Consider the following 23,932-nt stretch of genomic DNA (forward strand, 5'->3'; position numbering starts at 1 on the left):
GTGCCTCCCAGGAACTGTGGTAAACTGTCATTGAGACGGTGGCGTTCGCGTGACGACAGGGGATATTGCTCCATATCTGTGCTCGTAACGTATAGACGCAGAATCCAGTAGGCAGATGTCTGGTCTGGTAGCGACGCCTGAAGAGGCTGACGCGAACTTGCGTCGTGCGTGCACCGATTGGTTGGTGGAAAAGCTTCTGGGATTCAGCTGTTCATGTCTCACGATCGTGGTGACGAACTGACCGGTATGTCCGGCAGGCCGATATCCTGTGCGGCAGGATTCAAGGCCGCGCCCGATCCGCTGGATCCCGCCACGGACGATCCGGCTAGCTGGGCCCTATTCCTGGATGTCGACGGGACTTTGCTGCGGTTCCGGGGCCGCCCGGAGGACGTGCATTTGCATGCGAGTCTCCGCGCCATTTTGGCGGACCTGTACGCTGCTCTGGGGCAGGCGGTCGCGCTGGTCAGTGGACGCACACTGGCGGACCTCGACCGTATCCAGGCGCCCCTGAAGCTGCCGGCAGCCGGCCTGCACGGTCTGGAGCGTCGAGACGCCGACGGCACGATCGACCGGGGCGTTGAAGGGGATGCGCTCGACCACCTGCGCAGCGGGCTGCAGACGTTTGTCGCAAGCCACGAAGACCTGTGGCTGGAGGATAAGGGCCGGGCGCTGGCAGTGCATTACCGTGCCGCCCCGAAGTTGCGCGACGTCGTCTTGGAACATGTAAGAAATCTATGCGTCCAAGAAGATCCGGACGCGCTGGCCGTGCTCGACGGCAAAATGGTGTGCGAGGTGAAGCCGCGCCACGCAGATAAGGGGACAGCGATCCGTACGTTCATGGCCCATGCGCCGTTCGCTGGCCGCATGCCCGTCTTCCTCGGCGACGATGTCACCGATGAAGACGGCTTCCGTGCCGTCAACGCGCTGGGTGGCCTGTCGATCCGCGTTGGCAGGACGCCAGCCGGTCAGGTGACGCACGCGGACCACAGTTTGGCCGATGAGTCGGCCGTGGAAGCATGGCTGGAGCGCTTGCGCCGCGCGGTGTCCGGCATGACCTGATCCGTTCAGTGGGTTGAGCCGCGACGGACCACGGCGCATAACGGGGCTGAACGCCATGCGTGCGTCTTGGAATGGCGGCGCAACCAAACGACGTCGAAACCACGCGACCCAGCTCGCTTGAGAGCGGAGATATATGACCACACCCGCCCCCGACCCCTCCGCCAAGACCGCAGCCGTCCCAGACCTGACGCCGGCAGGTACGCCTGTGCGCACCGACCTGTCCCAGACGGCGAGCGACCTGAACCTGGCCGTGATCGGCAATTGCGCCCACGCCGCCTTGATCGACCGCCGCGCGCGGATCGTCTGGAGCTGCTTGCCGCGTTTCGACGGTGATCCGGTGTTCTGCTCCCTGATCGACGACGACGACCGGGCCGAGCAGGGTTTTTGGGACATCGTCCTCGACGGCCAGACGTCGAGCGAACAGGTCTACTGGCGTAATTCCGCGGTGCTTGAAACACGGCTGTACGATGCGGAGGGCGGGGGCATCGCGATCGTCGATTTTGCCCCGCGGTTCAAGCAGTTCGACCGGACCTTCCGGCCGACCACCCTGGTGCGCCGGGTGCGTCCGCTCAGCGGCGCGCCGCGCATCCGCATCCGCTTGCGTCCGGCCTGCGACTACGGGCGGGCACAGCCGGAGATCACACGGGGCAGCAACCATGTGCGTTTCGTCATGCCGGATATGACGCTGCGCCTGACCACCGACGTGCCACCGACCTACGTGTTGAACGAGACGCCTCATATCCTGGAGCGCGAGATCACCCTGCTGCTGGGACCGGATGAGAGCTTGACCCAGGCGGTTGGCGAGACCGGGCGCGACTTCCTCGAGAAGACCGACCACTACTGGCGGGAGTGGGTGCGTTTTCTGTCGCTGCCGTTCGAATGGCAGGACGCGGTCATCCGCGCGGCGATCACGCTCAAGCTGTGCTCCTTCGAGGAGACTGGCGCGGTGGTTGCCGCGCTCACCACGTCGATTCCCGAAGCGCCGGACAGCGGGCGCACCTGGGACTACCGTTACTGCTGGTTGCGCGATTCCTACTTCGTCGTGCACGCCCTCAACCGTCTCGGCGTCACCCGGACGATGGAAGGCTATCTCTCCTACATCACCAACATCGTTTCCGGTCACGAAAAGGGGCCGTTGCAGCCGTTGTTCGGGATCGTCCTGCAGCGCCGCCTGGACGAACGGCAGGAGCAAGACCTCGCTGGCTATCGCGGCATGGGCCCGGTGCGTGTGGGCAATCATGCCTACATCCAGACGCAGAACGACGGTTACGGCGCGGTCATCCTGGCAGCCACGCAAGCGTTCTTCGATAAGCGCCTGGCCAGGCCCGGCGATGTGGACTTCTACCGACGGCTGGAAGCGCTCGGCGAGCAGGCGGTCGAGTTGTGGGACACGCCGGACGCGGGGTTGTGGGAACTGCGCACGCGCGAGGCCGTGCACACCTTCTCCGCGTTGATGTGCTGGGCGGCTTGCGATCGGCTGGCGCGGATCGGCGCGCATCTGGGCCTGGACGATCGGGCACAGACGTGGCGGGCGCATGCGGCCACGATTCGCGAAGCGATCCTGGAGCGGGGGTGGAGCGACGCGCAAAACAGCTTCACCAGCACCTTCGATGGCGAGGAAATCGACGCCAGCCTGCTGTTGATGCCGGAACTGGGCTTTCTGGAAGCACGCGATCCGCGTTTCCTGGGTACGCTCAACTACGTCGAGCGGCGGCTGAAGCAGGGCTCGACCGTCTACCGCTATGCGGCGCCCGACGACTTCGGCACGCCCGAGACGTCATTCAACGTCTGTACCTTTTGGTATATCGACGCGCTTGCGCAGGTCGGACGGAATAATGAGGCGCGTCAGCTCTTCTGCGAAATGCTGGCCAAGCGCAACCACCTCGGTCTGCTGTCGGAGGACATCGACAGCGAGACCGGCGAACTCTGGGGCAATTTCCCGCAGACCTATTCCATGGTGGGGTTGATTAACTCGGCCCTGCGCCTCAGCATTTCCTGGGAGGAGGCTTTTTGAGTCGTCTCATCGTCGTCTCCAACCGCGTCGCCACCCCCCGCCACGCCCGCTCGGGGTCGCAGGGCGGGTTGGCGGTCGCCGTGCAAGCGGCGCTCGAAGAGCGTGGCGGTCTCTGGTTCGGCTGGAGCGGCGAGGTCGACGAGCAACCCGCCCGTAAGCCGGATGAGTTCACCAGCGGCGCGGTCAGCTACGTCACCAGCGACCTCAGCCCGCGCGATTACGAAGAATACTACAACGGCTTCGCCAACCGGACGCTCTGGCCGCTGATGCACTATCGGCTGGATTTGACGGAATTCAGCCGGCGCAACTATTCCGGTTACGAGCGGGTGAACGCGCTGTTCGCCGACCGGCTGCTGCCCTACCTGCAGGACGATGACGTCGTCTGGGTGCACGACTATCACCTGATCCCGATGGCCGATCAGCTGCGTCATGCTGGCTGCAGCCAGCGCATGGGCTTCTTCCTGCACATCCCCTGGCCGGCGCTGGAGGTCTTCCTGGCGCTGCCCAACCACCGCGACATCGTCAAGCAGATGTGTGCCTACGACCTGCTTGGCTTCCAGACCGAGCGGGATCTGGCGAATTTCCAGCACTACATCCGCGTCGAGGCCGGCGGACGGGTCGATCCCGATGGCACGATCATGGCGTTCGGCCGGCGGCTGGTCGCGGGGGCCTATCCGATCTCGACCGACACCGCGCGCGTGGTCGAGTTTGCGCAGGAGGCGGCGGACGCCCGCCAGACCCAGCGGCTGCGCGAGTCCCTGCGCGGCCGCGACCTTTTGATCGGTGTCGACCGGCTCGACTACTCCAAGGGGTTGCTGCAGCGCTTCCGCGCGTTCGGGACGCTGTTGGAGAATTACCCGGCAAACCGCGGGCGGGTGGTGATGATGCAGATCGCCCCGCCGTCCCGCCAGGATGTGCCGGAGTATCTGCAACTGCGCCAGCATCTCGAGAGTGAGGCCGGGCACGTCAATGGCGCCTACGCTGAGTTCGACTGGAACCCGATCCGCTATCTGAACAAGGGGTTCAGCCGGCGCATCTTGGCGGGCTTCCTGCGCCAGGCCCGGGTCGGGGTGGTGACGCCGCTGCGTGACGGCATGAACCTGGTTGCCAAGGAATACGTCGCCGCCCAGAACGCTGAAGATCCGGGCGTGCTGATGCTCTCCCGTTTCGCCGGTGCAGCCCTGGAACTGGATGGCGCGCTGCTGGTGAACCCGTATGATGCCGAGGGGATGGCGGAAGCGATGCAGACCGCGCTCGCCATGCCGCTGGAGGAGCGTCGGGAGCGTTGGCAGACCATGTTCCGCCGGCTGGAGACCCACGACGTCGATGCCTGGTGCAAGCAGGTGGTGGGCCAGCTCGACCGGATCGGGCAGGGCTGAGCCGGCGATGCGCGCGCGTTATTTGCAGGACGTGAGATGACGGACGCGTTGCTGGCCGACATCGGCGGCACCAACGCCCGCTTCGCTCTTTACAAGCCTGGTGAGGGCGTGCAGCCGCTCGCCACCCTGAGTGTCGGGGCGCATGATGGTCCGGCTGCGGCGATTCAGGCCGCCCTGGATGGGCACCCGGTTCCGGAGTTGGCCGTGTTGGCGGTCGCGGCGCCAGTGCATCGCGCGCCCGTGCGCCTGACCAACGCGGGGTGGACCTTCGACCCGGCGGCCATTGCGGCAGCGACCGGGATTACCCGGGTCGAGCTGGTGAACGACTTCGCGGCGCAGGCCTGGGCGATCGGGCAGTTCGCGCCAGAGGACGTGCAGCCGATCGGGCATGGTGACGGTCTACCCGGGGCCGCCCGTGCCGTTCTCGGGGCCGGTACGGGCCTCGGCGTCGCTGCTTGGTTGCCGCCGCAGGCCGGCACGCCGGCGCAGGTGGTGACGGGGGAGGGCGGCCATGCCGCGCTGGCCGCCGAGGACGCGCGCGACGCCGCCCTGCTTGCCCGCCTGCGCCATGCTGTTGGCGGCCGGGTGTCTGCGGAGCGGGTGCTCTCCGGGAACGGGTTGGTTTTGCTGGCCCGCGCCATCGCGATGGAAGACGGTTTCGGGCCGTCGCCGGTGAGCGCGTCGGCAATCACGGCGGGGGCGGATCGGGGCGATCCGCTCTGCGTGAGCGCCGTCCGGCAATTCGCCGCCTTCCTTGGCAGCTTCGCCGGCGACCTGGCGCTGATCTCGGGGGCTTGGGACGGTGTCTATGTCGCCGGCGGCATCCCGCCGCGCATCCCAGGCTTTCTGTGCGATGGCGTCTTTCGCGCCCGGTTCGAAGCCAAGGGCCGGTTTGCGGATGATCTGGCCCGCATCCCGGTGCGCCTCGTTGTGCGCGACGATCCGGCCCTGTTGGGGTTAAGGGTGTTGGCGGACAGGCTGTCCTGAGCATCCTTGTCGGCCTGCACCCAAGCCATATTTCTGCGTTCGCGCTTTCTTTGGAGAGGTTCGATGCACCGCCGCGGTGGCTTACGTTGCCTGCTTTCGCTGCTGATCGCGGGCGTGATTGCTCTGCAGGGCAGCGCGTACGCCCAAGAACCCCCGTCCGGACAAGACGATGGCGAGACCGCGCAGTCCGGCACGACCGAGGAGACAGCGGAAAGCGCCGATCCGGCGGAGGAAAAGGAACGCGACTGGCCGGGCGATCCGCTGGTGGCGCAGATTCAGCAAGGGCTGATGGACCTTGGCTACGATGTCAGCGTGGTCGACGGTCTGATGGGTCCGAACACCCGCAAGGTGATCGAGGCGTTCCAGCAAGATCAGGGGATGACGCCGACGGGCGATGCGACCGACGCGGTCAAGCGCGCGATCGCCCGCACGAAGTTCCAGCGGACGCAGGAGGCCAAGCGGCTGTGGGAGGAAGCGCGGCTGCACCTGCGCGCGCTCGGCTACCAGCCCGGAGACGGCGCATTCGATAGCCTGCAGGCGCAGGCCGCCCTGAAGCGCTTTGCCAATGATCACTGGCTGGAACTCGGCACCACCTTCAACGCCCGCATGGCCGACGTGATCAAGCGCGCGGCCGGCGCCGACGAGCTGGCCCAAAAACGCCTGTGTGGTCACCATATGGACGCCAGCCGTTACGAGGCGGCGTTCGACTGGTGCGAGCGGGCCGCGCGCAACGACGACCGGCGCGCGCAGTACATCGTCGGTTGGATGCACTACTACGGCAAGGGCACGCAGCAGGACTACGAGGCGGCCTTCAAGTGGTACCGCAAGGCCGCTCTGCAGGGCGACCCGCGTGCGATGACGTTCCTCGGCCTGATGTACCGCAAGGGGCTCGGTGTGGCCCGCAATCCCGAACGCGCGATCGCCTGGTACGAACGCGCCGTGGAGACGCAGGAGCAGCGCGACGGTCGCTAGGGCGGGTTTTCCTACTCCGCGAAATCTCGGCTGAGCGGGTTGGCGCCGGTTGGCCAGCTGCCGCGTGCTTGCAGTTGGCCATCCTGAATGACCAGCCAACTGGCACGCAGGTAATATGGCAGAAGACGGGCGTTGCGTGGCAGGTTCCCGGGATCGTCGGCCGCGACGGCAAGCGCCGGTCGCCCATCGGCCCGGGCCGTCCAGGCGCGCAGATCGCCTTTGCCGGCAACCTGCTCTGGCGGCGATCCGAACCCCGTCTCTTGCATGACCTGCTCAACCGCCTGGGTCTCGCCGACGACGAGCAGCGGCGCATCGCCTTGCGTTGCCGCCTCGGCTGAGATGGTCGTCACCTTGGTGTCCAGCAGGCGGTCGGCAAAACGTTGGGCGGCCTTGCCGTCGATGCCGACACTGATCAGGCGGGTGTCCGGATTCAGGGTAAGCGCGCGCATCACGAGCGGTACCTGGCTGTCGGGCAGCGCGCGGAACAGGTCGTAGTCGGGATCGACTCGTACAGTCGTCGGCTGCGCGCGCAGGTCGATCGTGTGTGTAGCCGACGTTTCCCGCAGCGCGACCGTGATCCGTTTCGGCCCGAGCGCGGTGTCGATCGTGATGGGAACCTGCAAGTCGTAAGTCGGCGTGCTCTGGCTCAGCGCGAGCTTGACCTGCCAGCGGTTCTGTCCGGTCTTGGCCCGCACCGCCTGGTCGAGCGTGAGCGCCGGCGCACCGGGTCGGGTCAGCCACTGCTGGAACACGTCCTTCAGCGTTTGGCCGCTCGACGCTTCGAATGCGGCCCGCAGGTCTTGCCAGCTGGCCGTCTTGAACCGCTGTGCCTGGTAGAAGCGGCGCAATCCGTCCTGGAACGTCGCTTCGCCCAGGCGCTGGCGCAGCATGTGGAACAGCATCGCGGTCTTGTTGTAGCCGGTTACCTGGGCGGCGTCGTGTAGCTTGCTGGTAAAGGCGGTGAGCGGCTGGCGCCGGCTGTCCGGCAGCGCCGCGAAGTCACGCAGCCACTCCCGGCGCAATTCCCGCCCGGCGGCGTCGCTGCGTGCGGCGGCCAGGCGGTGATCGGCTTGATAGGTGGTCAAGCCCTCCGCCCAGTTGCCCTGGTCGTAGGCGATCTCGACCGCGTTGCCCCACCAGGAGTGCAGGATTTCGTGGGCCAGCGACCGGCCCTTCATGTAGGGCAGGTTCAGGATCCGCGCACTGACGTAGGTCGCCCCCTCGAAGCCCAAACCAACGGGGTAGGGGGCTGCGACCACCGTAAATGCAGGGTAGGGGTAGGCGCCGATTGTGCGCGCATAGTGGCCCAGATAGTCGGCCGTGCGGTCGAGGTAGGTTTCGGCCAGGTCGTCCTGCTTCTGCGGAAACAGGGTGCGCAGCGTGACACCATTCACGGTGCGCGTATGTGTGCTGTAGCGTCCGGCGAACACGGTCGGCCCGTGGCTCGGGTAGTCGGCGCGGTAGGTCGCCTGGTAACGGCCGTCACTGCGCTGCTCTGATTGGCGGGCGCCGGTGGCGAGCGCCATCTGCGGTCGCGGCACATCGAGATTGATCTCATAGGTGATCCGCTCCGCCGCGCCGCGCGGCAGCCAGCCACTGCGCGCCGGTAGCACGCTGCCTTCCGGACGGATCGTGGGTCCGAGCCCCGGACCTTGCCGGCCGATGTCGAGAGCGCCGGCATAGGCGATTTCGACTGTGTGCTCCCCGTCCTCGCCAAGCGTGGCCGTCAGCTGGTCGCCGTCGCGTCGGACCGTTTGCGCCGAACCGTCGACCCGGACCCGCAAGACATCGAGGGAGTCGCGCAGGAAGAAGCGCACCTTGCCCCCGCCGGTGAGGGTGATCGTGTCGCGCGCCTGCAGTTGGTGTTCGCTTGGGGAGAGCTTGAGCTCGATGGCGTGGTGCACCTGCTCTGCCGCATGTCCGGGGATTGCGGCAAGGCAGAGCGCGGCAGCGAGCGCAATCGGTTGGGCGCGGTGCCTCAGCGGCAAGGTCAACCTCCTCGACGATGCAGGGGACGCGGGGACACGGTGAAAGGGTGTGGATCGGGTCGGTGACCGCAAGCAAGCTGCCGCGTTGAATCGCCCGCGGCCGTGGACGCCTTAACCGCCGCCGGCAGCGCTTTGGCGGGCGCGGGCTACCAGTTGCTCCGCGGCTTGCAGTTCCGCAGGGGTCATCTCCGCGCGTAGTCGGTCGAGCAGCGGGCCGGCGTTCTGCGAGCCGTTGTCCTGGGCGATTGTTAGCCAGGCATGCGCGAGTGGGTCGTCCTGTTGTGTCCCCCGACCTTCCAGGAACAGGGCGCCCAGGTGTAACTGCGCGCGGGCATAGCCGGCCTGCGCCAGCGGTAGCCAAGCGTCGAAGGCCGCTTCGTAGTCGCCGTCCTGATAGGCCTGTACCCCGACAACCAGCCGGTTGGCCTGCTGCGTCGACGGGCTGATTGCGGAGATCGCCTGCGGCCCAGGTTGCGGGGCGCTGTCGAAGCTTGGGGGCGCATTGTCCGTTGTGGCGGCGTCGTCGGCCGACTCGTTGGGCGCCGCCGTTTCGGGGCCCGCGTTGGCGGCGTCGTCTTCGATGGCCGTGTCGGCTGTGTCATCTGTGGGGAGGGGGGCTGCGTCAGCCGGCTGCTCGGGAACCGCCGTATCGGCGCTGCTGGTGCCGCCGCTCGTCTCAGGTACCGTGCGGTCGGAGGTTGCCCGGGAGTCCAACGCGTCGGCGCGCTCGGCCAGCGCACGGCTCTCACTCTGGGCGTTCGCCTGGGCTTCCTCGGCAGTGTCCGCCCGGCGCTGCAACGCGGCGGCGCGGTCGCGGGCGGTCTGCACTTCGCCACGCAGCCGCTCGATCGTTTCCTGCGCGCGTTCGAGTTGCTCGGTCAGGTCGGTGGTCTCTTGGCGGGCCTGTCGCAATTCCTGCTGCAGGCGGGGCGCTTCCGGCGACAGGTCGCCCAGTGCACGGGTTTGTGTCGGCGTGAACGGGTCTGTCACCGCGCCCGCCAGATAGCCGGCAACGCCGAGGACGAGGGCCAAAAGCAAGAATGGCAGGGCACGCGCAATCGACATGATACCTCCAGGATGCCCGCCGGCTGCATGCGGTCAACTCAAGACTTCGATTTTTACGCGATGGTTCTAAGCGATATCGCGATCCCGGCGCTGGTGCGCATTTGGCTTAGAACGGATGGCTTGTCCGGGGAAGGTCACACGTTGCGTGCGCGACGAAGGCTTGCGTCCGGGGCCGCCAACGGCTAACCCCGGCGCTGGCCGGACCGGAATCGTCCGCGCGCTACCCCGCGCACGGCGACCCGCCATCACATCAGCCACCATCGACATCTGGGTTGGAGGGGGCATGCTTTCCTTCGGGTCTCGCGGCGGCGATCTCGCGATCGACCTGGGCACCGCCAACACGCTGGTCTTTGCCAAGGGCCGGGGGATTATCGTCAACGAACCCTCGGTCGTCGCCATCACCCAGCGTGGCGGTAAGACCCAGGTGCTCGCGGTCGGCGAGGACGCGCGCCAGATGCTCGGCAAGACGCCGGAGCAGATTCGCGCGATCCGTCCAATCCGCAAGGGCGCGATCGGCGATTTCGAGGTCGCGCAGGCGATGATCGCTCACTTCATCGGCAAGGTTGCCAAGCGCCGCGGCTTCCGTCGACCACGCGTGGTGATCTCGACTCCCCAGGGCGCGACCCCGGTGGAACGCCGCGCGATCCGCGAGGCCGCGGAGGGGGCGGGCGCCGGCCATGTCTACCTGATTGAGGAGCCGATGGCCGCCGCGATCGGCGCCGACCTGCCGGTGACCAGCCCGCAGGGCTCGATGGTGGTCGACCTTGGTGGCGGCACGACCGAGGTTGCGGTGATCTCGCTGGGCGGGGTGGTGAATTCCGTCTCCGTCCCGGTCGGCGGCGACGACTTCGACGAAGCGGTCGGTGCCTACGTTCGCCGGCTGCACAATGTGGCGATCGGCGAGGCGACGGCCGAGCGGATCAAGCGCGAGGTCGGCAGCGCGCTCGAGCCTGAGGGCGAAGGGCGTTCGATTCAGGTTTCCGGCCGGGATCTCGTGACCGGTGTGCCCAAGGCGGTGACCGTCACCGAGGGCGAGATTGCCCAGGCTTTGGCCGAGCCGGTGACGGCCGTGATCGAGGGGGTGAAAGACGCACTCGAGCGGACCGCGCCGGAACTCGCCGCGGATATCGTCGACGGCGGCCTGGTGATGACCGGCGGCGGCGCCTTGTTGAGCCGCTTGGACGAGGCGATCCGGAACGCGACCGGCCTCGCTGTCGTGGTCGCCGAGGACCCGCTTACCTGTGGCGTCCGCGGCGCCGGTCGCGCGCTCGACGAAATCAAGGCGATGCAGAACGTCCTGCAGGATTAGGGCTGCAGGTGCAGCGACGGACGTCGCGACGCGGTCTACAGGTCGGCTGCCTGAGCGGCCGGATGGTTGTGGCGGGCAAGCAGGTCCTGTTGGCGCGCGGCGACCGTATCGACGTCGAAACCGGCGACCATCTCGTTGAACAGGCGATGCCAGTTGACCCGGGCGTCCAGGCGCATGAACAGTGCGCCCAGGCCGACGCTGGCGCGGTCCATGAACACGAACTCGCGCGGCATCTCGACCCCGCCGGCCTCCTTTAGCAGCTTGCGCACCTCCTCCACCTTGCGCCGGCCGATCTCGACGTTGTTGGTCGCGTTCACCGACTGCGGGTTGTCGGTTAGCACGGGCCCGTAGATAAAGCGCGCCCAGTCGTTCAGCGCATCGACCAAGTCGTTCGATAGGTTCTGGAAATTCCAGCAGCGGTAGGCGTAAGCGGCCTTGTCGCGGTCGTCGTCGCGGAGCGCCTCGTACAGCCGGATCACCCCTTCCACGAAGTGCGCGGGGAAGACACGGATGCAGCCGTAGTCCAGCAGGTTGATGCTGCGATCCTCGCGGATCGTGTAGTTGCCGAAGTGCGGATCGCCGTGAATCACCGCGTAGTCGTAGAGCGGCTTGTACCAGAGGCGGAACATCTGGGTGGCGATCTCGTCGCGCACCTCCTGGGGATAGTCGGCTGCTTCCATGATCGGCCGACCCGGCAACCACTCTGCCGTCAGCAGGCGGTTCGTCGACAGTTCCGAGATCGGCTCGGGGACATGCACGCCGGGCTCTTCGCTGAGCATTTCGCGGTACATCGCGATCCGGCGGAATTCCAGCGAGTAGTCCAGCTCCTCGAAAATCCGCTCCTTCAGTTCCTCGACGATCCGCCCCGTGCGCACCGAGCCTTCGTAGCGCTCGAACATGGTGAGCAGCCAACCGGCTTGCTTCAGATCGGACTCCACCGTGTCCTGCATGCCGGGATACTGCAGCTTGCAAGCAACCTCCCGACCGTCGTGCATCTGCGCCCGGTGCACCTGGCCGAGCGATGCGGCGGCCTTGGGCTCCAATTCGAAGTCGGCGAACTGCTTGCGCCAGCCTTGGCCCAACTCGTGGGCCATCCGGCGCTTGACGAACGGCCGGCCCATCGGCGGCGCGTTGGATTGCAGCTCGGCCAGCTCACGGGCGTATTCGGGCGGCAGCAGGTCGGGCAGCGAGGAGATCAGCTGGGCGAACTTGACCAATGGGCCGCGCAAGGTGCCAAGCGCTTCCTTGAGCGCTTCGGCCTCGCGTGCCCGATCGCCGCCGAAGCCGGTGCGTTGACGCAACTGGTTGAACAGAACGCTGCCGGCGGTGGAGCCGATCTTCAGGTTGCGACGGGCGCCCCGCAGGGTCTCGTCAGAGGAAATGTCGCTCATATGGCGCCTTTGGCGGTGGTGGTGCGGCCCGTCGGACTGCGATACGTGCGCCCGCCCAGCTTGGATCGCGCGCGTACGACGAAGGCGTCCATCATCCGCTTCGAAACCGCATCGAACAGCTTACTGGCCAGCATGTTGAGCCGCCGGCCGCGGAAGGCAAAGGTAACGTGGAAATGCACATAGGTGCCGCCGTCGACCGGCGTGAAGGTCCATGTGCCCGCCAGGTTGGACAACGGCCCGTCGAGGTAGCGGAAGGCGATCTTGCGGTTTGCGCGATCCAGTTGGACACGGCTGATGAAGTGTTCCCGCAGGCCGCGCACACCGACCGCCAGCCGTGCGTCGAAGCCGTCCGCCCAGCGCTCGGTGATCTGACTCTCGACGCAGAAGGGCGCAAACTCCTCGTACTTGTCGACGTCGGCGACGAGGTCGAACAACGGGTCGGCGTCGTAGGGGAGCGTGCGCGCGGTATCGAATTCCATGCCTGGCTCCTCGCGGGTGTGCCCGTTTGCCATATTCTTTGACTTTAAAAGAAATCGGCACGGTCCTCCCCATGCGCCATGCGCTGCATGGTCGCGGGGGACCGTGGTCGATTCTTCTGCGAGTCAAGATGGCTGTTCGGGGCCCGATCCGAAAGGGGCCCCGGCAGACACACGCCGTGAGAGACGCGCTCAGGCTTCGTGCCAGGTAACCCCTGGGGCGTCGTACAGATAGCCGTTGGCGAGTGGCACCTCGCCACAGAGTTCCTCGAGGGCATCGAGCGCCGCCGGGGTTTCCTCCCGTCCCTCCAGCAGGCCGCTGAACACCTGGGCGACCGCAACCATGTCGACATCCTGCGGCAGCAGGCGAAAAGCCTGCACACCGGCCTGGCGCAACGCGTCCAGCTCGCCCGCCAGGCATGCGTAGGCGCGGGAGAGCGTCTGCACGCCGTTAACCGTCAAGAACGGTTGATCGTCCAGCGTGTCGACCGGCAGGCCGTCTGGATCGGCGCCGCACGCGAATTGGCAGGTCGCCTTGTCCCGGCCATAGGCGCGGGCATGATAGCAACGCGCTGAGATCGCCAGTGGCCAGCGGCCAAACGCCTGCACCTCGATTGCCGGCGCCTTTGCGTCTGCGCCCTGCAGACCCGCCAGATGCAAGAGCGAGGCGCGCGGCAACTCCGGCGGCGGCAGCACACGGCTCACGCCTTGGGCGCCCAGGTGGCGCAGCGTCGCCTCGTTGTAGCTGTTCACGCCCGGCCCCGCGGACTCGACCGCGATGCCGTCGCGTTGCAGCAGGCCGAGGGCGGCCATGTCGTTGACCTCGACTGGCAGGCCGTGGCCGGCTAGTTCGCGCACCAGCGTGGCGTCGCGATCATCCGCCACCAGCGCCGGCGTCGACATCATCACCCGCTTGCCCGCGCGTTGCAGGCGGTCGATGACTGCGTCCAGGTAGGGGCGATTGAACGGCCAGCGCTTGGGGCAGACCACTTCGCCCAGGGCGACGGTGTCGACCGGCGCCTCGTCGGCGATCCGGAAGTGGAAGTCGCGCCATGCTTCTCCCGGCCAGTGCAGCAGCAGCGGTCCGAGTGTCAGGTCCGAAGCCGGGCGTTGCGTCATCACTGCCAATCCTTCCGATAGGCGCCGGTGGAGCCGCGCGCGCCTTCCTCCAGGCCGGCCAGGCCGGCGGTTTCGGAGATTTCTCCGCGAACCGCGGCGTCACGCAGCGCGCGCATGTTCCGGACCACCTGCGCGACGTAGGCGCGCCCGCGCTGGCGGCCTTCGATCTTCAAGGCCGAGACGCCAGCAGCGACCAAGTCCTGCATCACGCTTGCCGCGTTCAGGCTGGTCGGTTCCTCGAAGATATGCGTCTCCGCCCCGCGTACCTTGAAGCGCCCCTTGCACAAGGTTGGGTATCCCGCCGCTTGGCCCTCGGCGAAGCGGTTGATCGTGAACGCACCCAACTGCGTGACCAGGCCGTCGGCGCGTTCCTCGTAGCGCACGTCGGAGGCGGGTGAGCAGACGCCCACGGTATTGGGCGACTTGCCGGTCGCATAGGACGACAGAAAGCAGCGCCCCTCCGCCATCGGGCATAGGCCGCCGAACACGAACACCTCGTATTCGACATGGGTCGCATCACCCATCGCCCGGATGTCGTCGACCGTCAGCACGCGCGGCAGGACCGCCCGGCGGATGCCGAAGTTGCGGCTGTAGTACTCCAACGCTTCCGCATGCGCGGCACTGGCCTGAACGCTCAGATGCAGACGCAGTTCCGGGTGGCGCTCGGCCGCAAGGGAGAGCACGCCGAGGTCGGACAGGATGACCGCATCGACCCCGATCCGCGCCGCATCATCCAGCGCCCGGGTCCAGGGCCCCAGGTCGCCCGCCCGCGCGAAGGTATTGATGGCGAGATACAGCTTGGTTCCACGTGCTTGGGCATAGGCCCGTGCCTCGGCAAGCTCCTCGCGAGAGAAGTTCAAGCCGGGGAAGTTGCGGGCATTGGTTTCGTCGCGGAAGCCGACGTACACGGCATCCGCGCCGGCATCGACGGCAGCGCGCAGGGCCGCAGGCGTTCCGGCCGGGCAGACCAGTTCAGGCCCCGGCCGCTCAGCGGCGACGGCGGTCATGTTGGAACCTCCACATCCCCTTGGGCGGATACGGTCGACGACGCTCGGCTGCTGCGCGGTTGTCGACGGCGTAGACGCTGCACTTCAGCGCGTAGCTGGGCGATCTCTTGCGCTTGAGTGTCCAGGCGGTTTTGCAGCGGCGCCCGGATCTCGGCTTTGAGTGAGTCCAGGCCATCGGCCATGCGACGGTAGAGCCAAGCCGCGCCCCCGATGGCATCGGTGGCCGGACGCTGTAGCGGACCCGCGAGCGCGGCGAACTCCTGCCCGACATCCAGCTCCGCGCCGTCGAGCGCGTTCCGCAGGGCCACCAACACATCGCTGTTGCCGGTGACCTGAATCTCCCGGGCGAAGAACATCGCATCGCCATCGCCGCCGCCTTGTGCACAGGCGACCAGCCGCTCCACCGGACCGGTGACGGTCGCTTCCGCCTCGGGTGCGGACTCGGCGTCAGTCCGGCTGAGGGTCACCTCGGCCCCGTCAGCGGTGAAGGTGATCAGCGCAGACCACGGCAGATCGGTGGCAACGAGCAGGAGCCGCGCCGTGCCAACGTCGGACAGGCGGTCGAGCACATCGGGGTGACTTCGACTCAGCCGGTCGGCCAGACGCTGTAGCAAAGCCTGCAGCGGGGCCGGGGGCAAAGGACGCAACAGCGCCCCAATCGGCGTCAAAGGCGTCAGGCGGGTTGCGCCGGCGGTCACGGTAAACCCCTCCGCGGTGACGTTGGCTCAGACAGCCTTATTCAAGCGCACGTGCACGGTTCGATATGACCTGGATCAATAGCGCTCCCCGCAGGTCCACCCAGATCAGCGATCTCTTCCAATTCAACCCGCGAAATCCTGGATACAACGGCCCAAGAGACCGGTTTGCGTGGCAGACCGGAGCTGGCAAAAAACGTTTCCGCAAACGCCCCATGTGCCGGGAGGTGTTTCACGGCTGTGTCGCTATGCACACACACCAATACGGGGGTGTGCGGAGAGGGTAATTCTTCCTTTTGACGCCGGGGGTTGGCTCTACCAATTTTCAGGGTGCGGTGATGGCGCAAGCCGCGGCAAACCTCGGGTCAGAAGGAACGGCGAAATGCAGGGCGTGCAGGTGACAGACAACCGGTACAACGTGATCGACAAAGCGGTCGGCGACATGGCCGGCGGTACCGTGAAACTACGGCACATTGGTTATGCGCTGGTGGCGTTCTTGACGCCGCTCGCCATCGGTATGCTCGCGATGGGGTCCCTTGCCTAAACCAAGGCGCGTATATCGGGAGGCGTCCGTGGCCAGTGCGGACGCGCGATCTTCCCTCTACGCGATACCAGTATACGCAGAACCCTCCAGTAGCTCCGCCCCGCCGGTTCTTAGATCGGCGGGGTTCTTTTTTTACCGCTTTTACCGCGCGCAAGGAACTGAAGGCCGCTGCCCCGTCTATTGCACCACGTAGGTGACGCCCTGCGTGGTGCAGCGGTAGGCGGGTTTGAGCTGTTGTCGGTCGAGCGGGACGCAATCCGGGTCCGAGGCCGGCACAGCTGCCTGCTGCACGTTGCGCATCGGTGCTGGCGGAGCGAAGTCCGGCAGCCAGAACCAGAAGCTGCCTGGTACGTCTGCGCCCGGGATCGGCACCTGTCGGGTCGGCTCGGCGACCGGCTGGGCCAACTGTCGAACGACCGGTCGCCGGCGCACCTCGCGGGGGGCGACGCGTCGTGTGTCGGCGGCGCGGTCCAGGCTGCGCCCGGCCGCCGCGCCGGCCAGCGTGCCCAGCCCGGCGCCACCCGCGGTGGCAGCCAGCTGGCCGGTTCCCTGTCCGATCTGCGCGCCGGCGACGCCGCCAGCGGCACCGCCGAGAACGGCGCCGACCTGCTCACGCGGGCCGGCGCTGCAGGCCGCCAGCGTGGTCAGCGCAAGCGCGACGACGGCAAGGCGCGTAGATACGCCACGCCAGTGCAATGCGTTCATGGTCGCTCTCCCGAAACCTTGCACGTGGGATCGATCAGCTTACCGCCTAGCGCCAGCGTTGCGCCAGTGCCTGCATCGTCTCCAGCGCGACGTGCTGGGCGAGCGCCGAGACGCGTACGCTTTCGGTTTGAGCTTTCTTCTCGTAGCTCCCGGCGGTCGCTTGCCAACGGTGCTTTTGGGTATCCGTTGTATCGCGGCCGCGGGTCACCAGATTTGCGATGATCCCGCCATCGGCGATCCGTGTCACCTTGACCTGGAAGGCGGTGTCGAGGGGCGCATCTGTGTCGTCCAGCATGGTGATCTGAACCAGCAAATCGGCGAACGACTTGAGGGCTTCCGTCTCGACCAGTTGGGCGTCGTCCAACCGTCCCGGTCCGGTGCCCCGGCCGATATTGCTGTCCGTCACGCGCAGGATGACCGCGCGATCGACCAGGTCGGCGCCGCTGGCGAGCAGCGGGCGCGTGAAGCCGGCTTCGAATTCCGCCGCCGCGAGCGGGTCCAGGCGCCGAGCGCGCGCATCCTGTCCAGCGTTGCGTTCCAGCACGACCTTGCCGCTTTCCGCGCTGTCCAGTTGCAGCCGCTGGTCACCTCCATCCTGGTCATCCAGTTGGCCGGTGACACTGGCGGTGCGGTCGATACGCAGCCGCCCGAACGCGACCCATTGGCTGAGCCGGGCGGAGAACGGACGGTTCCAGTAGACCGCCAGCCGCGGCGACCCGGCATTGGCGTATCCACGGGCGAAATCGGCACGGATCGTCGCCGCTTGTGGGGCTGGGTCGGCCGTCGGGGCGCTGGCTTCCGGTCGATCGAGAACCGTCGGCAGGTTCGTCCGGTACTCCGCCGCGGTCAGCGGACCGCTCAGCAGAACGAATGGAAGCGTCGCGGCCAGCCAGACCGCCGCGCGGCGCGCGCTCACGACCCCTCCCGCAGTTCGATGTAGTAGGTGTCGACCGCCTCCGTGCGCGCCGAGGTCGCGCTGTAGGTGCCGATCGTGTGCGGGGGCATCGGCAAACGCTGCCAAGCGGTCGGCGGCTCGACCTCGCCCTGGCCTTCGTCCAGGAAGTGCGTCCGACCCTCCACCTGCAGGGCATAATCGGTGCAGTTGACGATCCGGGCGCGCGCCTCGACTTGGCCGCCGTCCAGCCGTCGGGCATTGGTCGACTGCACCAGGACCTTGTTGCTGATCGCCTTGTCCGTGACGTTGACCGCGTTCAGCGGGATGTCCGCGATTGACCCCGGTGTTTGCGGCACCATCACGGGGCCGGTCTGCTCCGCTTCGGCGAGTTGTTGCTTGTAGGTTCGGAAGTTGCAGGCCGGTCCGGGGGTCACGGTGCTACTACAGGCGGCCAATACCCCGCCGGCGAGCAGAAGCCCGCCCAGGGCGGTCCAGCGGGAGGCGGAACGGCGGTTCGACGCGGTCATGGCGGACTGGCTCCATCGTTTAGGGGCGGCTTTGAAGGCACCGCCTAGTCGGCTGCGCTGCCAGGGGCAGCATCGGGGATGTCGGTCGCGCTGTGGGCGCGGGCCCAGGCAATCGCGCACGGGCCGGCCTGTGTCACCGGGACGGTTGTGCGCGCTACTGTCTGGCCACCGTAGTCGGTAAAGCGGGCGGTTATCTGCCCTGGAATGTTCTCCGCCGTGACGGCCGCGAGATGGACGCGGTCCGGCAGGTTGTCCCAGGTGCGCAGGTCCGCTTCCGGCCGCGTGGCCGCGGAAATGCCCTTGGCGATCAAGCCGGCCATCATGACCGCGAGACCGGCCGCCATCGCATTGTTGTTATCGTCGTACGCACCGTAGGTCACCGCCGCCGCGCCGCCTTGAATCGCGACGTCGCCGACGGCATCGCTGGTTCCCTTGAACTGTGCCTGCCCCTCCAGGATCCGGTCGACTTCCCGCCCGCCGCGGGTGGACGCCTGGAAGTAGACGTCCTCGGCCTGGGTGAGCTGGACCGTGCGCGGCGCTTCATCTGCATCTGCGTCGGATCCGACCAGTCCCATCTCCACGCGCCGGTCACGGAAACCGCCCGCGCGTTTGAAGGCGAGCGCCTCGTCATACCTGCCGACCGCGACCTTGCGCGGCGCCAAACCGGTTTCGCCAATCAGCAGCAGGTTCGCGTCCTCGCCTGGCGGATCGAGGTCATCATTGTACTCCTGAGCTTCCTCGAACGCCTGGAACGCCAGACCCGGATCGTCCGCGCAGTGCGAGGCCCAGCCGGACAGGTAAGCGAGCAAGGCCACGTCCTGACTGTAGGTTTTGTTCTGGGCGAGGGTATCCTGCAACAGACCGCCCTTGAAGGACGCGCGCGCGTTCTCGTAGTCGCCCGCGCGCAGGTACAGCAGACCCCGGTAATAATAGGCCATCGCGCGCTCGTAAGACTCGCCCTTGAACGCCTTATAGTTCTCCTTGATCCAGGTGCTGCGGGCTTCCTCGGCCTGCGCGCTGTCGGCATAGACCGTCTCGATCCCGAGCAGGGCCTTGTCAAACGACCGCTCGGCGAGGTCCCAGGCCCCGATCTGCATCGCCGCCAGGCCAGCGCGCATCTGGTTCAGCACGGCGTTGCGGGGGCCCTGCGTCAGCACCTTGGCGTAGAGGCGGTGCAGTTCCACCGGCTTGTCGGAGAGATAGAGCGCCATCTCGGCTTTCGGGACGTCGATCTCGCGCTCATGTTCCTGAACCGACGTACAACCGGTGAGTGCCGTGCCCATCAGCAGCGCCCCCGCCAAACGCGCCCGGAACGTCCGTCGCCGCCCTGTGTTGCCCATGCCGGCCCCCGCGTTGCCGCACGTCATTTCCCCAAAGCCGTACCCGCCACACGGCCAGGGGGCATCTAGTCCTACCGATAGATCACGTCGTCCTGAGCGGCCTTTGAGAACTCGTAAATGCCGCTCCAGACGATCGTCCCGTATTCCAGGTCTAGCATCTCGAAGGTGATCTGACTGTAGCGCTGGGCGGTGCCGGTGCTGCGGTCGCGGGCGTCGAGCGAGTTGATCGTGCCGACTAGCCGGTAGTCCGCCCCGGCCGTCGCCTGGGTCAGGCCGGTGGTGGCGCTGTCGACCACGCCGTCGCGCTTGAGCTCGCGTTCCTTTTCCACCGCATCCGCATACTGCCGGCCGACGAAAACCATTCGCCCGTTGGCCGCACGCGACAGCCCGACGCGCAGGCGGTTGACGACCAACTGCTTGTCGATCCGCTGGCTGGAGCGGTTCTCGAAATAGGCATCGTCGATGATCACCCGCGGCGGTGTCCCGTCATCGTCGGTCAACTGCGGGTTGGTCAGCATGTCGCGCATCATCTGGTCGGTCATCGAGATGATGTCCTGCGATTCGATGCCGACCCCGCTGACGGCTCCGCGCGTGTCCGGATCCTGGTACGTCGTGGGTGTTCCCGGCTTGTTTTCGATGCCGGTGGAACAGGCGGTAAGCGCCAGCCCAGCCAGCAGCGCGACTGCGGTCGTCGAAATACGCATGAAGCCCTCGCTCAATCACTACAACCGGGCCGCAGGGCGCAGCTGTACCTGCGCCAAGGCCACGCCCGTGCATAAGGTCGCCCCGTCGGTTCGTGCATTAGAGCCGGCACAGGATATGTGACGCAATGTGCAATTAAGGGGCACGAGATTTGGCAAAGGACCCGCGACGGTCCCCCGTCGCGGGTCCAGAACGCATCTGAATTAGAGCTGTGTGACCGCTTACTCGACCACGGTAATCGTCACGGTTTCGGAGGTGATCGGCGGATCGTGCGGGAGATGCTTGGCGTCGCCCATCAGGAGCTGCAGCGTGTGCTCGCCCGGTTCCAGCTCGATGGTGGTCTGGGTCTGCCCGCCGCCGAAATGGATGTGGTGGTCGTCGGCCGGGATCGGCGCGTTCAGGTCCGGCAGGTCGGTGTCGACCAGCAGGTGATGGTGGCCGGTCTTCTCATGCTCAACGCCGGAGGGCGCGACGCCGATGTTATTGGCGCCAAAGCGCACGGTCACCGGGCTGGTGACCCGCTCGCCCTCGTTCGGCGTGATAATGTAGACGTTTGCGTCCTCGGGAGCGGGCGTACGTTCCATCTGCGCGCTTGCGACGAGCGGCAGGCTGACGACCGCGGCAGCGGCCAAGGCTGTGATCGTCTTCGTCATGGCACATTTCTCCCCGTGTCTGTGGTCGCTGTTGGCACTTGTTGCTCAGCGACACCGGACAGGTATCACGCCCGCGCCGACGGTCCAGAGCGACGCCGTCACATTTGCGTGGCCGTCGCAGACGCATTATTCCCGGTCGAACGCGAACGGCCGGAGAGGAACCGGAACAGATGAGTTGGGGTACCGCGCTTGTGGTGGCGTTGGGCAGCGCGCTGGGCGGCGTTGGCCGGGTCTGGAGCACCGTTTTGGTCGAGCGCCTGGCCGGGGACGGATTGCCCTGGGGGACCTTCGCCGTGAACGTACTCGGCTCGTTACTGATCGGCCTGGTCGCCAGCCTGAGCGTGCCCGAGGGGCGTTGGATGGCGCACCCGCTCACCAAGCAGTTCTTCCTGCTCGGCCTGTTCGGCGGCTTCACCACCTTCAGCTCGTTCTCGCTGCAAACGGTGAACCTGCTGCGCGACGGCGCGGTCGTGAAAGCGGCGGCCTACGTCGGTGCCTCGGCCGTGCTCTGCTTGCTCGCCGCCTGGCTCGGCCACTTGCTGGCGGTCGCTGCGCAGCGCTAGGAAAGTTGATGCGCCTTGTCACGGCGCTGGACGATGCCAACCTGTCGGACAGTTCCGCCGACCCAACACGGCAATCCGCAGACCAATGGGAGCGCCTGAAGACACCATGCAATATCTGCACACGATGGTTCGGATCAGCGACATCGAGCAGTCGCTGGACTTCTACTGCAACAAGCTCGGCCTGGTGGAGATGAGCCGGACGGACCTGGAAAAGGCCGAGGCGACCCTGATCTTCCTGGCCGCGCCGGAGGATGTCGAGCGCGCCAAGCAGGACAAGGCGCCGATGCTGGAGCTAACCTACAACTGGCAGCCGGAGGAGTATTCCGGCGGCCGGAACTTCGGCCATCTCGCCTACCGCGTCGACGATATCTACGAAACCTGCCAGCGCCTGATGGACGCCGGCGTGACCATCAACCGGCCGCCGCGCGATGGCCGCATGGCTTTCGTGAAGTCGCCGGACGGCATCTCGATCGAGCTGCTGCAGAAGGGGGATTCCCAAGAGCCGAAGGAACCCTGGGCATCGATGGAAAACACCGGCAGCTGGTAACACGGGCTGCCTAATCGCGGCTGTCGCAGTTGATTGTAGATTGTAAGGGTGCGGCGCACGGCGATGCGTCGTACCCTGACCTCCGGCTTACGAACGGTGAGCGTAACGGTGCCGGGAGGTCGCGCTATGATGGAAGGCGGCTGTCAGTGTGGCGCGGTCCGCTATGCGGTCGACGCCGAGCCGTATGGGGTTTTCGTCTGTCACTGCACGCAGTGCCGCCGGCAGTCGGCATCCGCGTTCGGAATCTCCGTCGATATTCCGGCGTCAGCCCTGCATGTTCTTCAGGGCACCACGCAGAGCTGGTGCCGGCCGACGCCGACGGGCAGGTTGATCTGCCATTTCTGTCCGACCTGCGGCGGCCGGCTTTGGCATGTCGCGGACCCGCCGGATGGCCGCATGACCCTCAAGGGCGGCACGCTGGACGTGCCGCTGGACCTCACCGCGGCGGTCCACATCTGGACAACCCACAAGCTGCCCGGTGTGATAATCCCCGAAGGCGCGGTCTGTTACCCAGGCGAACCCGAGGATCGTTGACGGTCTTTTCAGTTCAGCGCCGCGCCCGGTTTCATACCGACCGACTTCAGGAGTTTCGCCAGCGGGCAGAAGCCGGTGAAGGCCATCTGGAACAGATGGGCGCCGAAGATGACGGTCACCCACAGCCAGCCGCCAGCGTGCACCTGGCTCAGAATCACCGTTACCACCACGATTGCGCCGATCAGCGCCATCACGATCCGGTCCAGCGTCATCGGGACATCCTCCTCGATCCTTGCCGCGCTTGCGTCCATAGACACATAGGCGGTTCAGAATATTAGTCGGCTACCCGAGAGACCTCGTCAAGCGTGTCCAAGGCGGCCCTTTCGGGGAGCCTAGCTGCTTTCAAGCCGCCTGGGCCGGATCGGGATTGGGGTGGGTGAAGCGTTCCTCCGCCAGCCGGTCGGCGGCCTGCGAGGTGGGAATCCCGGCGGCTTCTGCGCGCTGGAAGATCGCCAGCAGGGTGTCGTGGATCAGCGCCACGTGGCTGAACGCCCGGGCGCGGTCGTAGCTCGCGCCCTCGTAGCTGATGTTGATGATCCCGCCGGCGTTGATGACGTAGTCCGGCGCGTAGAGAATGCCGCGTTCGCGCAGCATCTCGCCGTGGCGCGTTTCGGCCAGCTGGTTATTCGCCGCGCCGGCCACGATCGACGTGCGCAGCTTCGGAATCGTGGTGTCGTCCAGCAGCCCGCCCAGCGCGCAGGGGGCGAGCACATCGACCTCTGCCTCCAGGAAATGGTCGGTTGCGATCGGGGTGGCGCCGAGGTCGTCCTGCGCGCGCTTGACCCGGGCCGGGTCGACATCGGCGATCTGCACGTCCGCGCCTGCGCCGGTGAGATGGCGCGCCAGTTCGTAGCCGACGTGCCCCGCGCCCTGGATCGCGACCGAGATGCCGGTCAGCTTGTCGCCAGCGATCCGGTCTGCCCCCAGACGGTGCTTGATCGCTGCGCGGATCCCGACGAACACGCCGTAGGCGGTGGCGGGCGAGGGGTCGCCACTGCCGCCGGCCGGAACGCCAGCGACGTGCGCGGTTTCGTGCGCGACCTGTTCGATATCGGCGACGTCGATGCCGACATCCTCTGCAACGGTGTAGCGGCCGCCCAGGCTGTCGACGTAGCGGCCGAGCGCATGGAACAGGTCCGGTGACTTGTCGTGCTTTGGATCGCCCAGGATCACCGCCTTGCCGCCGCCGAACGGCAGGCCCGCCAGCGCGGACTTGTAGGTCATGCCGCGCGACAGGCGCAGCACGTCGGTCAGCGCGGCCGCGCTGTCGGCATAGTTCCACATCCGCGCGCCGCCCAGGGCGGGTCCACGGTTGGTGTTATGGAGTGCGATGATCGCCCGCAGGCCCGACTGAGGGTCGTGGCAGAAGACGATCTGTTCATGATGGTCGAAGGCAGGATCATCGAAGACGGGCATCTTGGTACGGCCCTCCTCGCCAATAAACGACTACGTTCTTATAGG

Annotated in this window: 25 protein-coding genes; 10 read left to right on the forward strand and 15 right to left on the reverse strand. The window is 66.7% G+C overall.

Annotation, left to right across the window (positions count from 1 at the left end):
- Window positions 1-213: 213 nt before the first annotated feature.
- The 5 genes from otsB (at window position 214) to RHOSA_RS24190 (ending at window position 6,411) form a co-directional block, all read left to right on the forward strand.
- Window positions 214-1,059 carry a trehalose-phosphatase gene (gene otsB, locus RHOSA_RS0109455; protein ID WP_200371927.1) on the forward strand — a complete coding sequence of 282 codons (846 nt, stop codon included), beginning with the start codon at window positions 214-216 and terminating at the stop codon, window positions 1,057-1,059.
- Window positions 1,060-1,192: 133 nt separating this feature from the next.
- Window positions 1,193-3,073, forward strand: a complete 1,881-nt coding sequence (locus tag RHOSA_RS0109460) for a glycoside hydrolase family 15 protein (protein ID WP_081728616.1) — start codon at window positions 1,193-1,195, stop codon at window positions 3,071-3,073.
- Window positions 3,070-4,452: an alpha,alpha-trehalose-phosphate synthase (UDP-forming) gene (gene otsA / locus RHOSA_RS0109465; protein ID WP_027288475.1), complete on the forward strand. Its 1,383-nt coding sequence runs from the start codon at window positions 3,070-3,072 to the stop codon at window positions 4,450-4,452. Before RHOSA_RS0109460 ends, otsA begins: the two co-directional genes overlap by 4 nt.
- Before the next feature lie 36 nt (window positions 4,453-4,488).
- The gene (locus RHOSA_RS21615; protein WP_037255999.1) at window positions 4,489-5,439 is read left to right on the forward strand and encodes a glucokinase; all 951 of its coding nucleotides are present in this window, start codon (window positions 4,489-4,491) and stop codon (window positions 5,437-5,439) included.
- 63 nt (window positions 5,440-5,502) lie between these two features.
- Window positions 5,503-6,411, forward strand: a complete 909-nt coding sequence (locus tag RHOSA_RS24190) for a peptidoglycan-binding protein (protein WP_051431998.1) — start codon at window positions 5,503-5,505, stop codon at window positions 6,409-6,411.
- A gap of 11 nt (window positions 6,412-6,422) precedes the next feature.
- On the opposite strand, the gene RHOSA_RS0109480 is transcribed toward RHOSA_RS24190, so the two are convergent.
- Window positions 6,423-8,399 carry a M1 family metallopeptidase gene (locus RHOSA_RS0109480; RefSeq protein ID WP_051431999.1) on the reverse strand — a complete coding sequence of 659 codons (1,977 nt, stop codon included), beginning with the start codon at window positions 8,397-8,399 and terminating at the stop codon, window positions 6,423-6,425.
- A 111-nt stretch (window positions 8,400-8,510) separates the two neighbouring features.
- Entirely contained in the window at window positions 8,511-9,464 is a 954-nt protein-coding gene (locus tag RHOSA_RS0109485) for an SEL1-like repeat protein (protein WP_027288477.1), read from the reverse strand.
- Between the two features lie 283 nt (window positions 9,465-9,747).
- On the opposite strand from RHOSA_RS0109485, the gene RHOSA_RS0109490 reads away from it, so the two are divergent.
- Complete coding sequence (locus RHOSA_RS0109490; RefSeq protein ID WP_027288478.1) at window positions 9,748-10,773, forward strand: rod shape-determining protein; 1,026 nt, start codon at window positions 9,748-9,750, stop codon at window positions 10,771-10,773.
- Between the two features lie 35 nt (window positions 10,774-10,808).
- Here the strand turns inward: RHOSA_RS0109490 and RHOSA_RS21625 are convergent, their stop codons facing one another.
- From RHOSA_RS21625 to ubiT, 5 genes are all read right to left on the reverse strand, one after another.
- A complete protein-coding gene (locus RHOSA_RS21625) occupies window positions 10,809-12,164 on the reverse strand; it encodes an ABC1 kinase family protein (protein ID WP_037256003.1) in 1,356 nt (451 codons plus the stop codon).
- A complete protein-coding gene (locus tag RHOSA_RS21630; protein WP_051432000.1) occupies window positions 12,161-12,643 on the reverse strand; it encodes a type II toxin-antitoxin system RatA family toxin in 483 nt (160 codons plus the stop codon). Before RHOSA_RS21630 ends, RHOSA_RS21625 begins: the two co-directional genes overlap by 4 nt.
- A 189-nt stretch (window positions 12,644-12,832) precedes the next feature.
- A complete protein-coding gene (gene ubiV / locus RHOSA_RS0109505) occupies window positions 12,833-13,759 on the reverse strand; it encodes a ubiquinone anaerobic biosynthesis protein UbiV (protein WP_027288479.1) in 927 nt (308 codons plus the stop codon).
- Complete coding sequence (ubiU, locus tag RHOSA_RS0109510; protein WP_027288480.1) at window positions 13,759-14,766, reverse strand: ubiquinone anaerobic biosynthesis protein UbiU; 1,008 nt, start codon at window positions 14,764-14,766, stop codon at window positions 13,759-13,761. The genes ubiV and ubiU overlap by 1 nt, the downstream gene beginning before the upstream one ends.
- Window positions 14,763-15,464, reverse strand: coding sequence for a ubiquinone anaerobic biosynthesis accessory factor UbiT (gene ubiT, locus RHOSA_RS24195; protein WP_051432001.1), 702 nt, complete (start codon window positions 15,462-15,464; stop codon window positions 14,763-14,765). Before ubiT ends, ubiU begins: the two co-directional genes overlap by 4 nt.
- Before the next feature lie 379 nt (window positions 15,465-15,843).
- Here ubiT and RHOSA_RS25090 point away from each other — a divergent pair, with 379 nt between their 5' ends.
- Window positions 15,844-16,005: a hypothetical protein gene (locus RHOSA_RS25090; protein ID WP_156092640.1), complete on the forward strand. Its 162-nt coding sequence runs from the start codon at window positions 15,844-15,846 to the stop codon at window positions 16,003-16,005.
- A gap of 177 nt (window positions 16,006-16,182) precedes the next feature.
- On the opposite strand, the gene RHOSA_RS24200 is transcribed toward RHOSA_RS25090, so the two are convergent.
- The 6 genes from RHOSA_RS24200 to RHOSA_RS0109550 form a co-directional block, all read right to left on the reverse strand.
- Window positions 16,183-16,710 (reverse strand): YMGG-like glycine zipper-containing protein, encoded by a 528-nt coding sequence (locus RHOSA_RS24200; RefSeq protein ID WP_051432002.1) that lies wholly within the window; start codon window positions 16,708-16,710, stop codon window positions 16,183-16,185.
- 46 nt (window positions 16,711-16,756) lie between these two features.
- A complete protein-coding gene (locus RHOSA_RS0109530; RefSeq protein ID WP_027288481.1) occupies window positions 16,757-17,626 on the reverse strand; it encodes a hypothetical protein in 870 nt (289 codons plus the stop codon).
- Window positions 17,623-18,132, reverse strand: a complete 510-nt coding sequence (locus RHOSA_RS0109535) for a putative periplasmic lipoprotein (RefSeq protein ID WP_051432003.1) — start codon at window positions 18,130-18,132, stop codon at window positions 17,623-17,625. The genes RHOSA_RS0109530 and RHOSA_RS0109535 overlap by 4 nt, the downstream gene beginning before the upstream one ends.
- A 44-nt stretch (window positions 18,133-18,176) precedes the next feature.
- Window positions 18,177-19,472, reverse strand: coding sequence for an outer membrane protein assembly factor BamD (locus RHOSA_RS21645; protein WP_051432004.1), 1,296 nt, complete (start codon window positions 19,470-19,472; stop codon window positions 18,177-18,179).
- A 71-nt stretch (window positions 19,473-19,543) separates the two neighbouring features.
- Entirely contained in the window at window positions 19,544-20,176 is a 633-nt protein-coding gene (locus tag RHOSA_RS0109545; RefSeq protein ID WP_027288483.1) for an LpoB-related protein, read from the reverse strand.
- 219 nt (window positions 20,177-20,395) lie between these two features.
- Window positions 20,396-20,827 carry a DUF4399 domain-containing protein gene (locus tag RHOSA_RS0109550; RefSeq protein WP_027288484.1) on the reverse strand — a complete coding sequence of 144 codons (432 nt, stop codon included), beginning with the start codon at window positions 20,825-20,827 and terminating at the stop codon, window positions 20,396-20,398.
- Between the two features lie 170 nt (window positions 20,828-20,997).
- Between RHOSA_RS0109550 and crcB the strand changes: the two genes are divergently transcribed.
- The 3 genes from crcB (at window position 20,998) to RHOSA_RS21650 (ending at window position 22,471) form a co-directional block, all read left to right on the forward strand.
- Window positions 20,998-21,390, forward strand: a complete 393-nt coding sequence (crcB, locus tag RHOSA_RS0109555) for a fluoride efflux transporter CrcB (RefSeq protein WP_027288485.1) — start codon at window positions 20,998-21,000, stop codon at window positions 21,388-21,390.
- A 106-nt stretch (window positions 21,391-21,496) separates the two neighbouring features.
- On the forward strand, window positions 21,497-21,937 hold the full coding sequence (locus RHOSA_RS0109560; RefSeq protein ID WP_027288486.1) for a VOC family protein: 441 nt from the start codon (window positions 21,497-21,499) through the stop codon (window positions 21,935-21,937).
- Between the two features lie 126 nt (window positions 21,938-22,063).
- Complete coding sequence (locus tag RHOSA_RS21650; RefSeq protein ID WP_037256007.1) at window positions 22,064-22,471, forward strand: GFA family protein; 408 nt, start codon at window positions 22,064-22,066, stop codon at window positions 22,469-22,471.
- Between the two features lie 8 nt (window positions 22,472-22,479).
- Here the strand turns inward: RHOSA_RS21650 and RHOSA_RS0109570 are convergent, their stop codons facing one another.
- Together RHOSA_RS0109570 and RHOSA_RS0109575 are read right to left on the reverse strand one after the other, a co-directional pair.
- Window positions 22,480-22,683, reverse strand: coding sequence for a YgaP family membrane protein (locus RHOSA_RS0109570; RefSeq protein WP_027288487.1), 204 nt, complete (start codon window positions 22,681-22,683; stop codon window positions 22,480-22,482).
- A gap of 130 nt (window positions 22,684-22,813) precedes the next feature.
- A complete protein-coding gene (locus tag RHOSA_RS0109575; protein ID WP_027288488.1) occupies window positions 22,814-23,887 on the reverse strand; it encodes a Glu/Leu/Phe/Val dehydrogenase dimerization domain-containing protein in 1,074 nt (357 codons plus the stop codon).
- Between the last annotated feature and the right edge of the window lie 45 nt (window positions 23,888-23,932).

Origin of the sequence: Rhodovibrio salinarum DSM 9154, assembly GCF_000515255.1 — a bacterium.
GTDB classification, from domain to species: Bacteria; Pseudomonadota; Alphaproteobacteria; order Kiloniellales; family Rhodovibrionaceae; genus Rhodovibrio; species Rhodovibrio salinarum.

What these genes read in the sequence shown, in the direction of transcription:
- RHOSA_RS21630 (WP_051432000.1), bottom strand. Translation starts at nt 12,643, where the DNA reads ATGGAATTCGATACCGCGCGCACGCTCCCCTACGACGCCGACCCGTTG.
- RHOSA_RS0109490 (WP_027288478.1), top strand. Translation starts at nt 9,748, where the DNA reads ATGCTTTCCTTCGGGTCTCGCGGCGGCGATCTCGCGATCGACCTGGGC.
- RHOSA_RS0109460 (WP_081728616.1), top strand. Translation starts at nt 1,193, where the DNA reads ATGACCACACCCGCCCCCGACCCCTCCGCCAAGACCGCAGCCGTCCCA.
- RHOSA_RS0109570 (WP_027288487.1), bottom strand. Translation starts at nt 22,683, where the DNA reads ATGACGCTGGACCGGATCGTGATGGCGCTGATCGGCGCAATCGTGGTG.
- RHOSA_RS21645 (WP_051432004.1), bottom strand. Translation starts at nt 19,472, where the DNA reads ATGGGCAACACAGGGCGGCGACGGACGTTCCGGGCGCGTTTGGCGGGG.
- RHOSA_RS0109560 (WP_027288486.1), top strand. Translation starts at nt 21,497, where the DNA reads ATGCAATATCTGCACACGATGGTTCGGATCAGCGACATCGAGCAGTCG.
- crcB (WP_027288485.1), top strand. Translation starts at nt 20,998, where the DNA reads ATGAGTTGGGGTACCGCGCTTGTGGTGGCGTTGGGCAGCGCGCTGGGC.
- RHOSA_RS21625 (WP_037256003.1), bottom strand. Translation starts at nt 12,164, where the DNA reads ATGAGCGACATTTCCTCTGACGAGACCCTGCGGGGCGCCCGTCGCAAC.
- RHOSA_RS0109575 (WP_027288488.1), bottom strand. Translation starts at nt 23,887, where the DNA reads ATGCCCGTCTTCGATGATCCTGCCTTCGACCATCATGAACAGATCGTC.
- RHOSA_RS21615 (WP_037255999.1), top strand. Translation starts at nt 4,489, where the DNA reads ATGACGGACGCGTTGCTGGCCGACATCGGCGGCACCAACGCCCGCTTC.
- ubiV (WP_027288479.1), bottom strand. Translation starts at nt 13,759, where the DNA reads ATGACGCAACGCCCGGCTTCGGACCTGACACTCGGACCGCTGCTGCTG.
- RHOSA_RS0109550 (WP_027288484.1), bottom strand. Translation starts at nt 20,827, where the DNA reads ATGACGAAGACGATCACAGCCTTGGCCGCTGCCGCGGTCGTCAGCCTG.
- RHOSA_RS24200 (WP_051432002.1), bottom strand. Translation starts at nt 16,710, where the DNA reads ATGAACGCATTGCACTGGCGTGGCGTATCTACGCGCCTTGCCGTCGTC.
- otsB (WP_200371927.1), top strand. Translation starts at nt 214, where the DNA reads ATGTCTCACGATCGTGGTGACGAACTGACCGGTATGTCCGGCAGGCCG.
- RHOSA_RS25090 (WP_156092640.1), top strand. Translation starts at nt 15,844, where the DNA reads ATGCAGGGCGTGCAGGTGACAGACAACCGGTACAACGTGATCGACAAA.
- ubiU (WP_027288480.1), bottom strand. Translation starts at nt 14,766, where the DNA reads ATGACCGCCGTCGCCGCTGAGCGGCCGGGGCCTGAACTGGTCTGCCCG.
- RHOSA_RS21650 (WP_037256007.1), top strand. Translation starts at nt 22,064, where the DNA reads ATGATGGAAGGCGGCTGTCAGTGTGGCGCGGTCCGCTATGCGGTCGAC.
- RHOSA_RS0109545 (WP_027288483.1), bottom strand. Translation starts at nt 20,176, where the DNA reads ATGCGTATTTCGACGACCGCAGTCGCGCTGCTGGCTGGGCTGGCGCTT.
- RHOSA_RS0109485 (WP_027288477.1), bottom strand. Translation starts at nt 9,464, where the DNA reads ATGTCGATTGCGCGTGCCCTGCCATTCTTGCTTTTGGCCCTCGTCCTC.
- RHOSA_RS24190 (WP_051431998.1), top strand. Translation starts at nt 5,503, where the DNA reads ATGCACCGCCGCGGTGGCTTACGTTGCCTGCTTTCGCTGCTGATCGCG.
- RHOSA_RS0109535 (WP_051432003.1), bottom strand. Translation starts at nt 18,132, where the DNA reads ATGACCGCGTCGAACCGCCGTTCCGCCTCCCGCTGGACCGCCCTGGGC.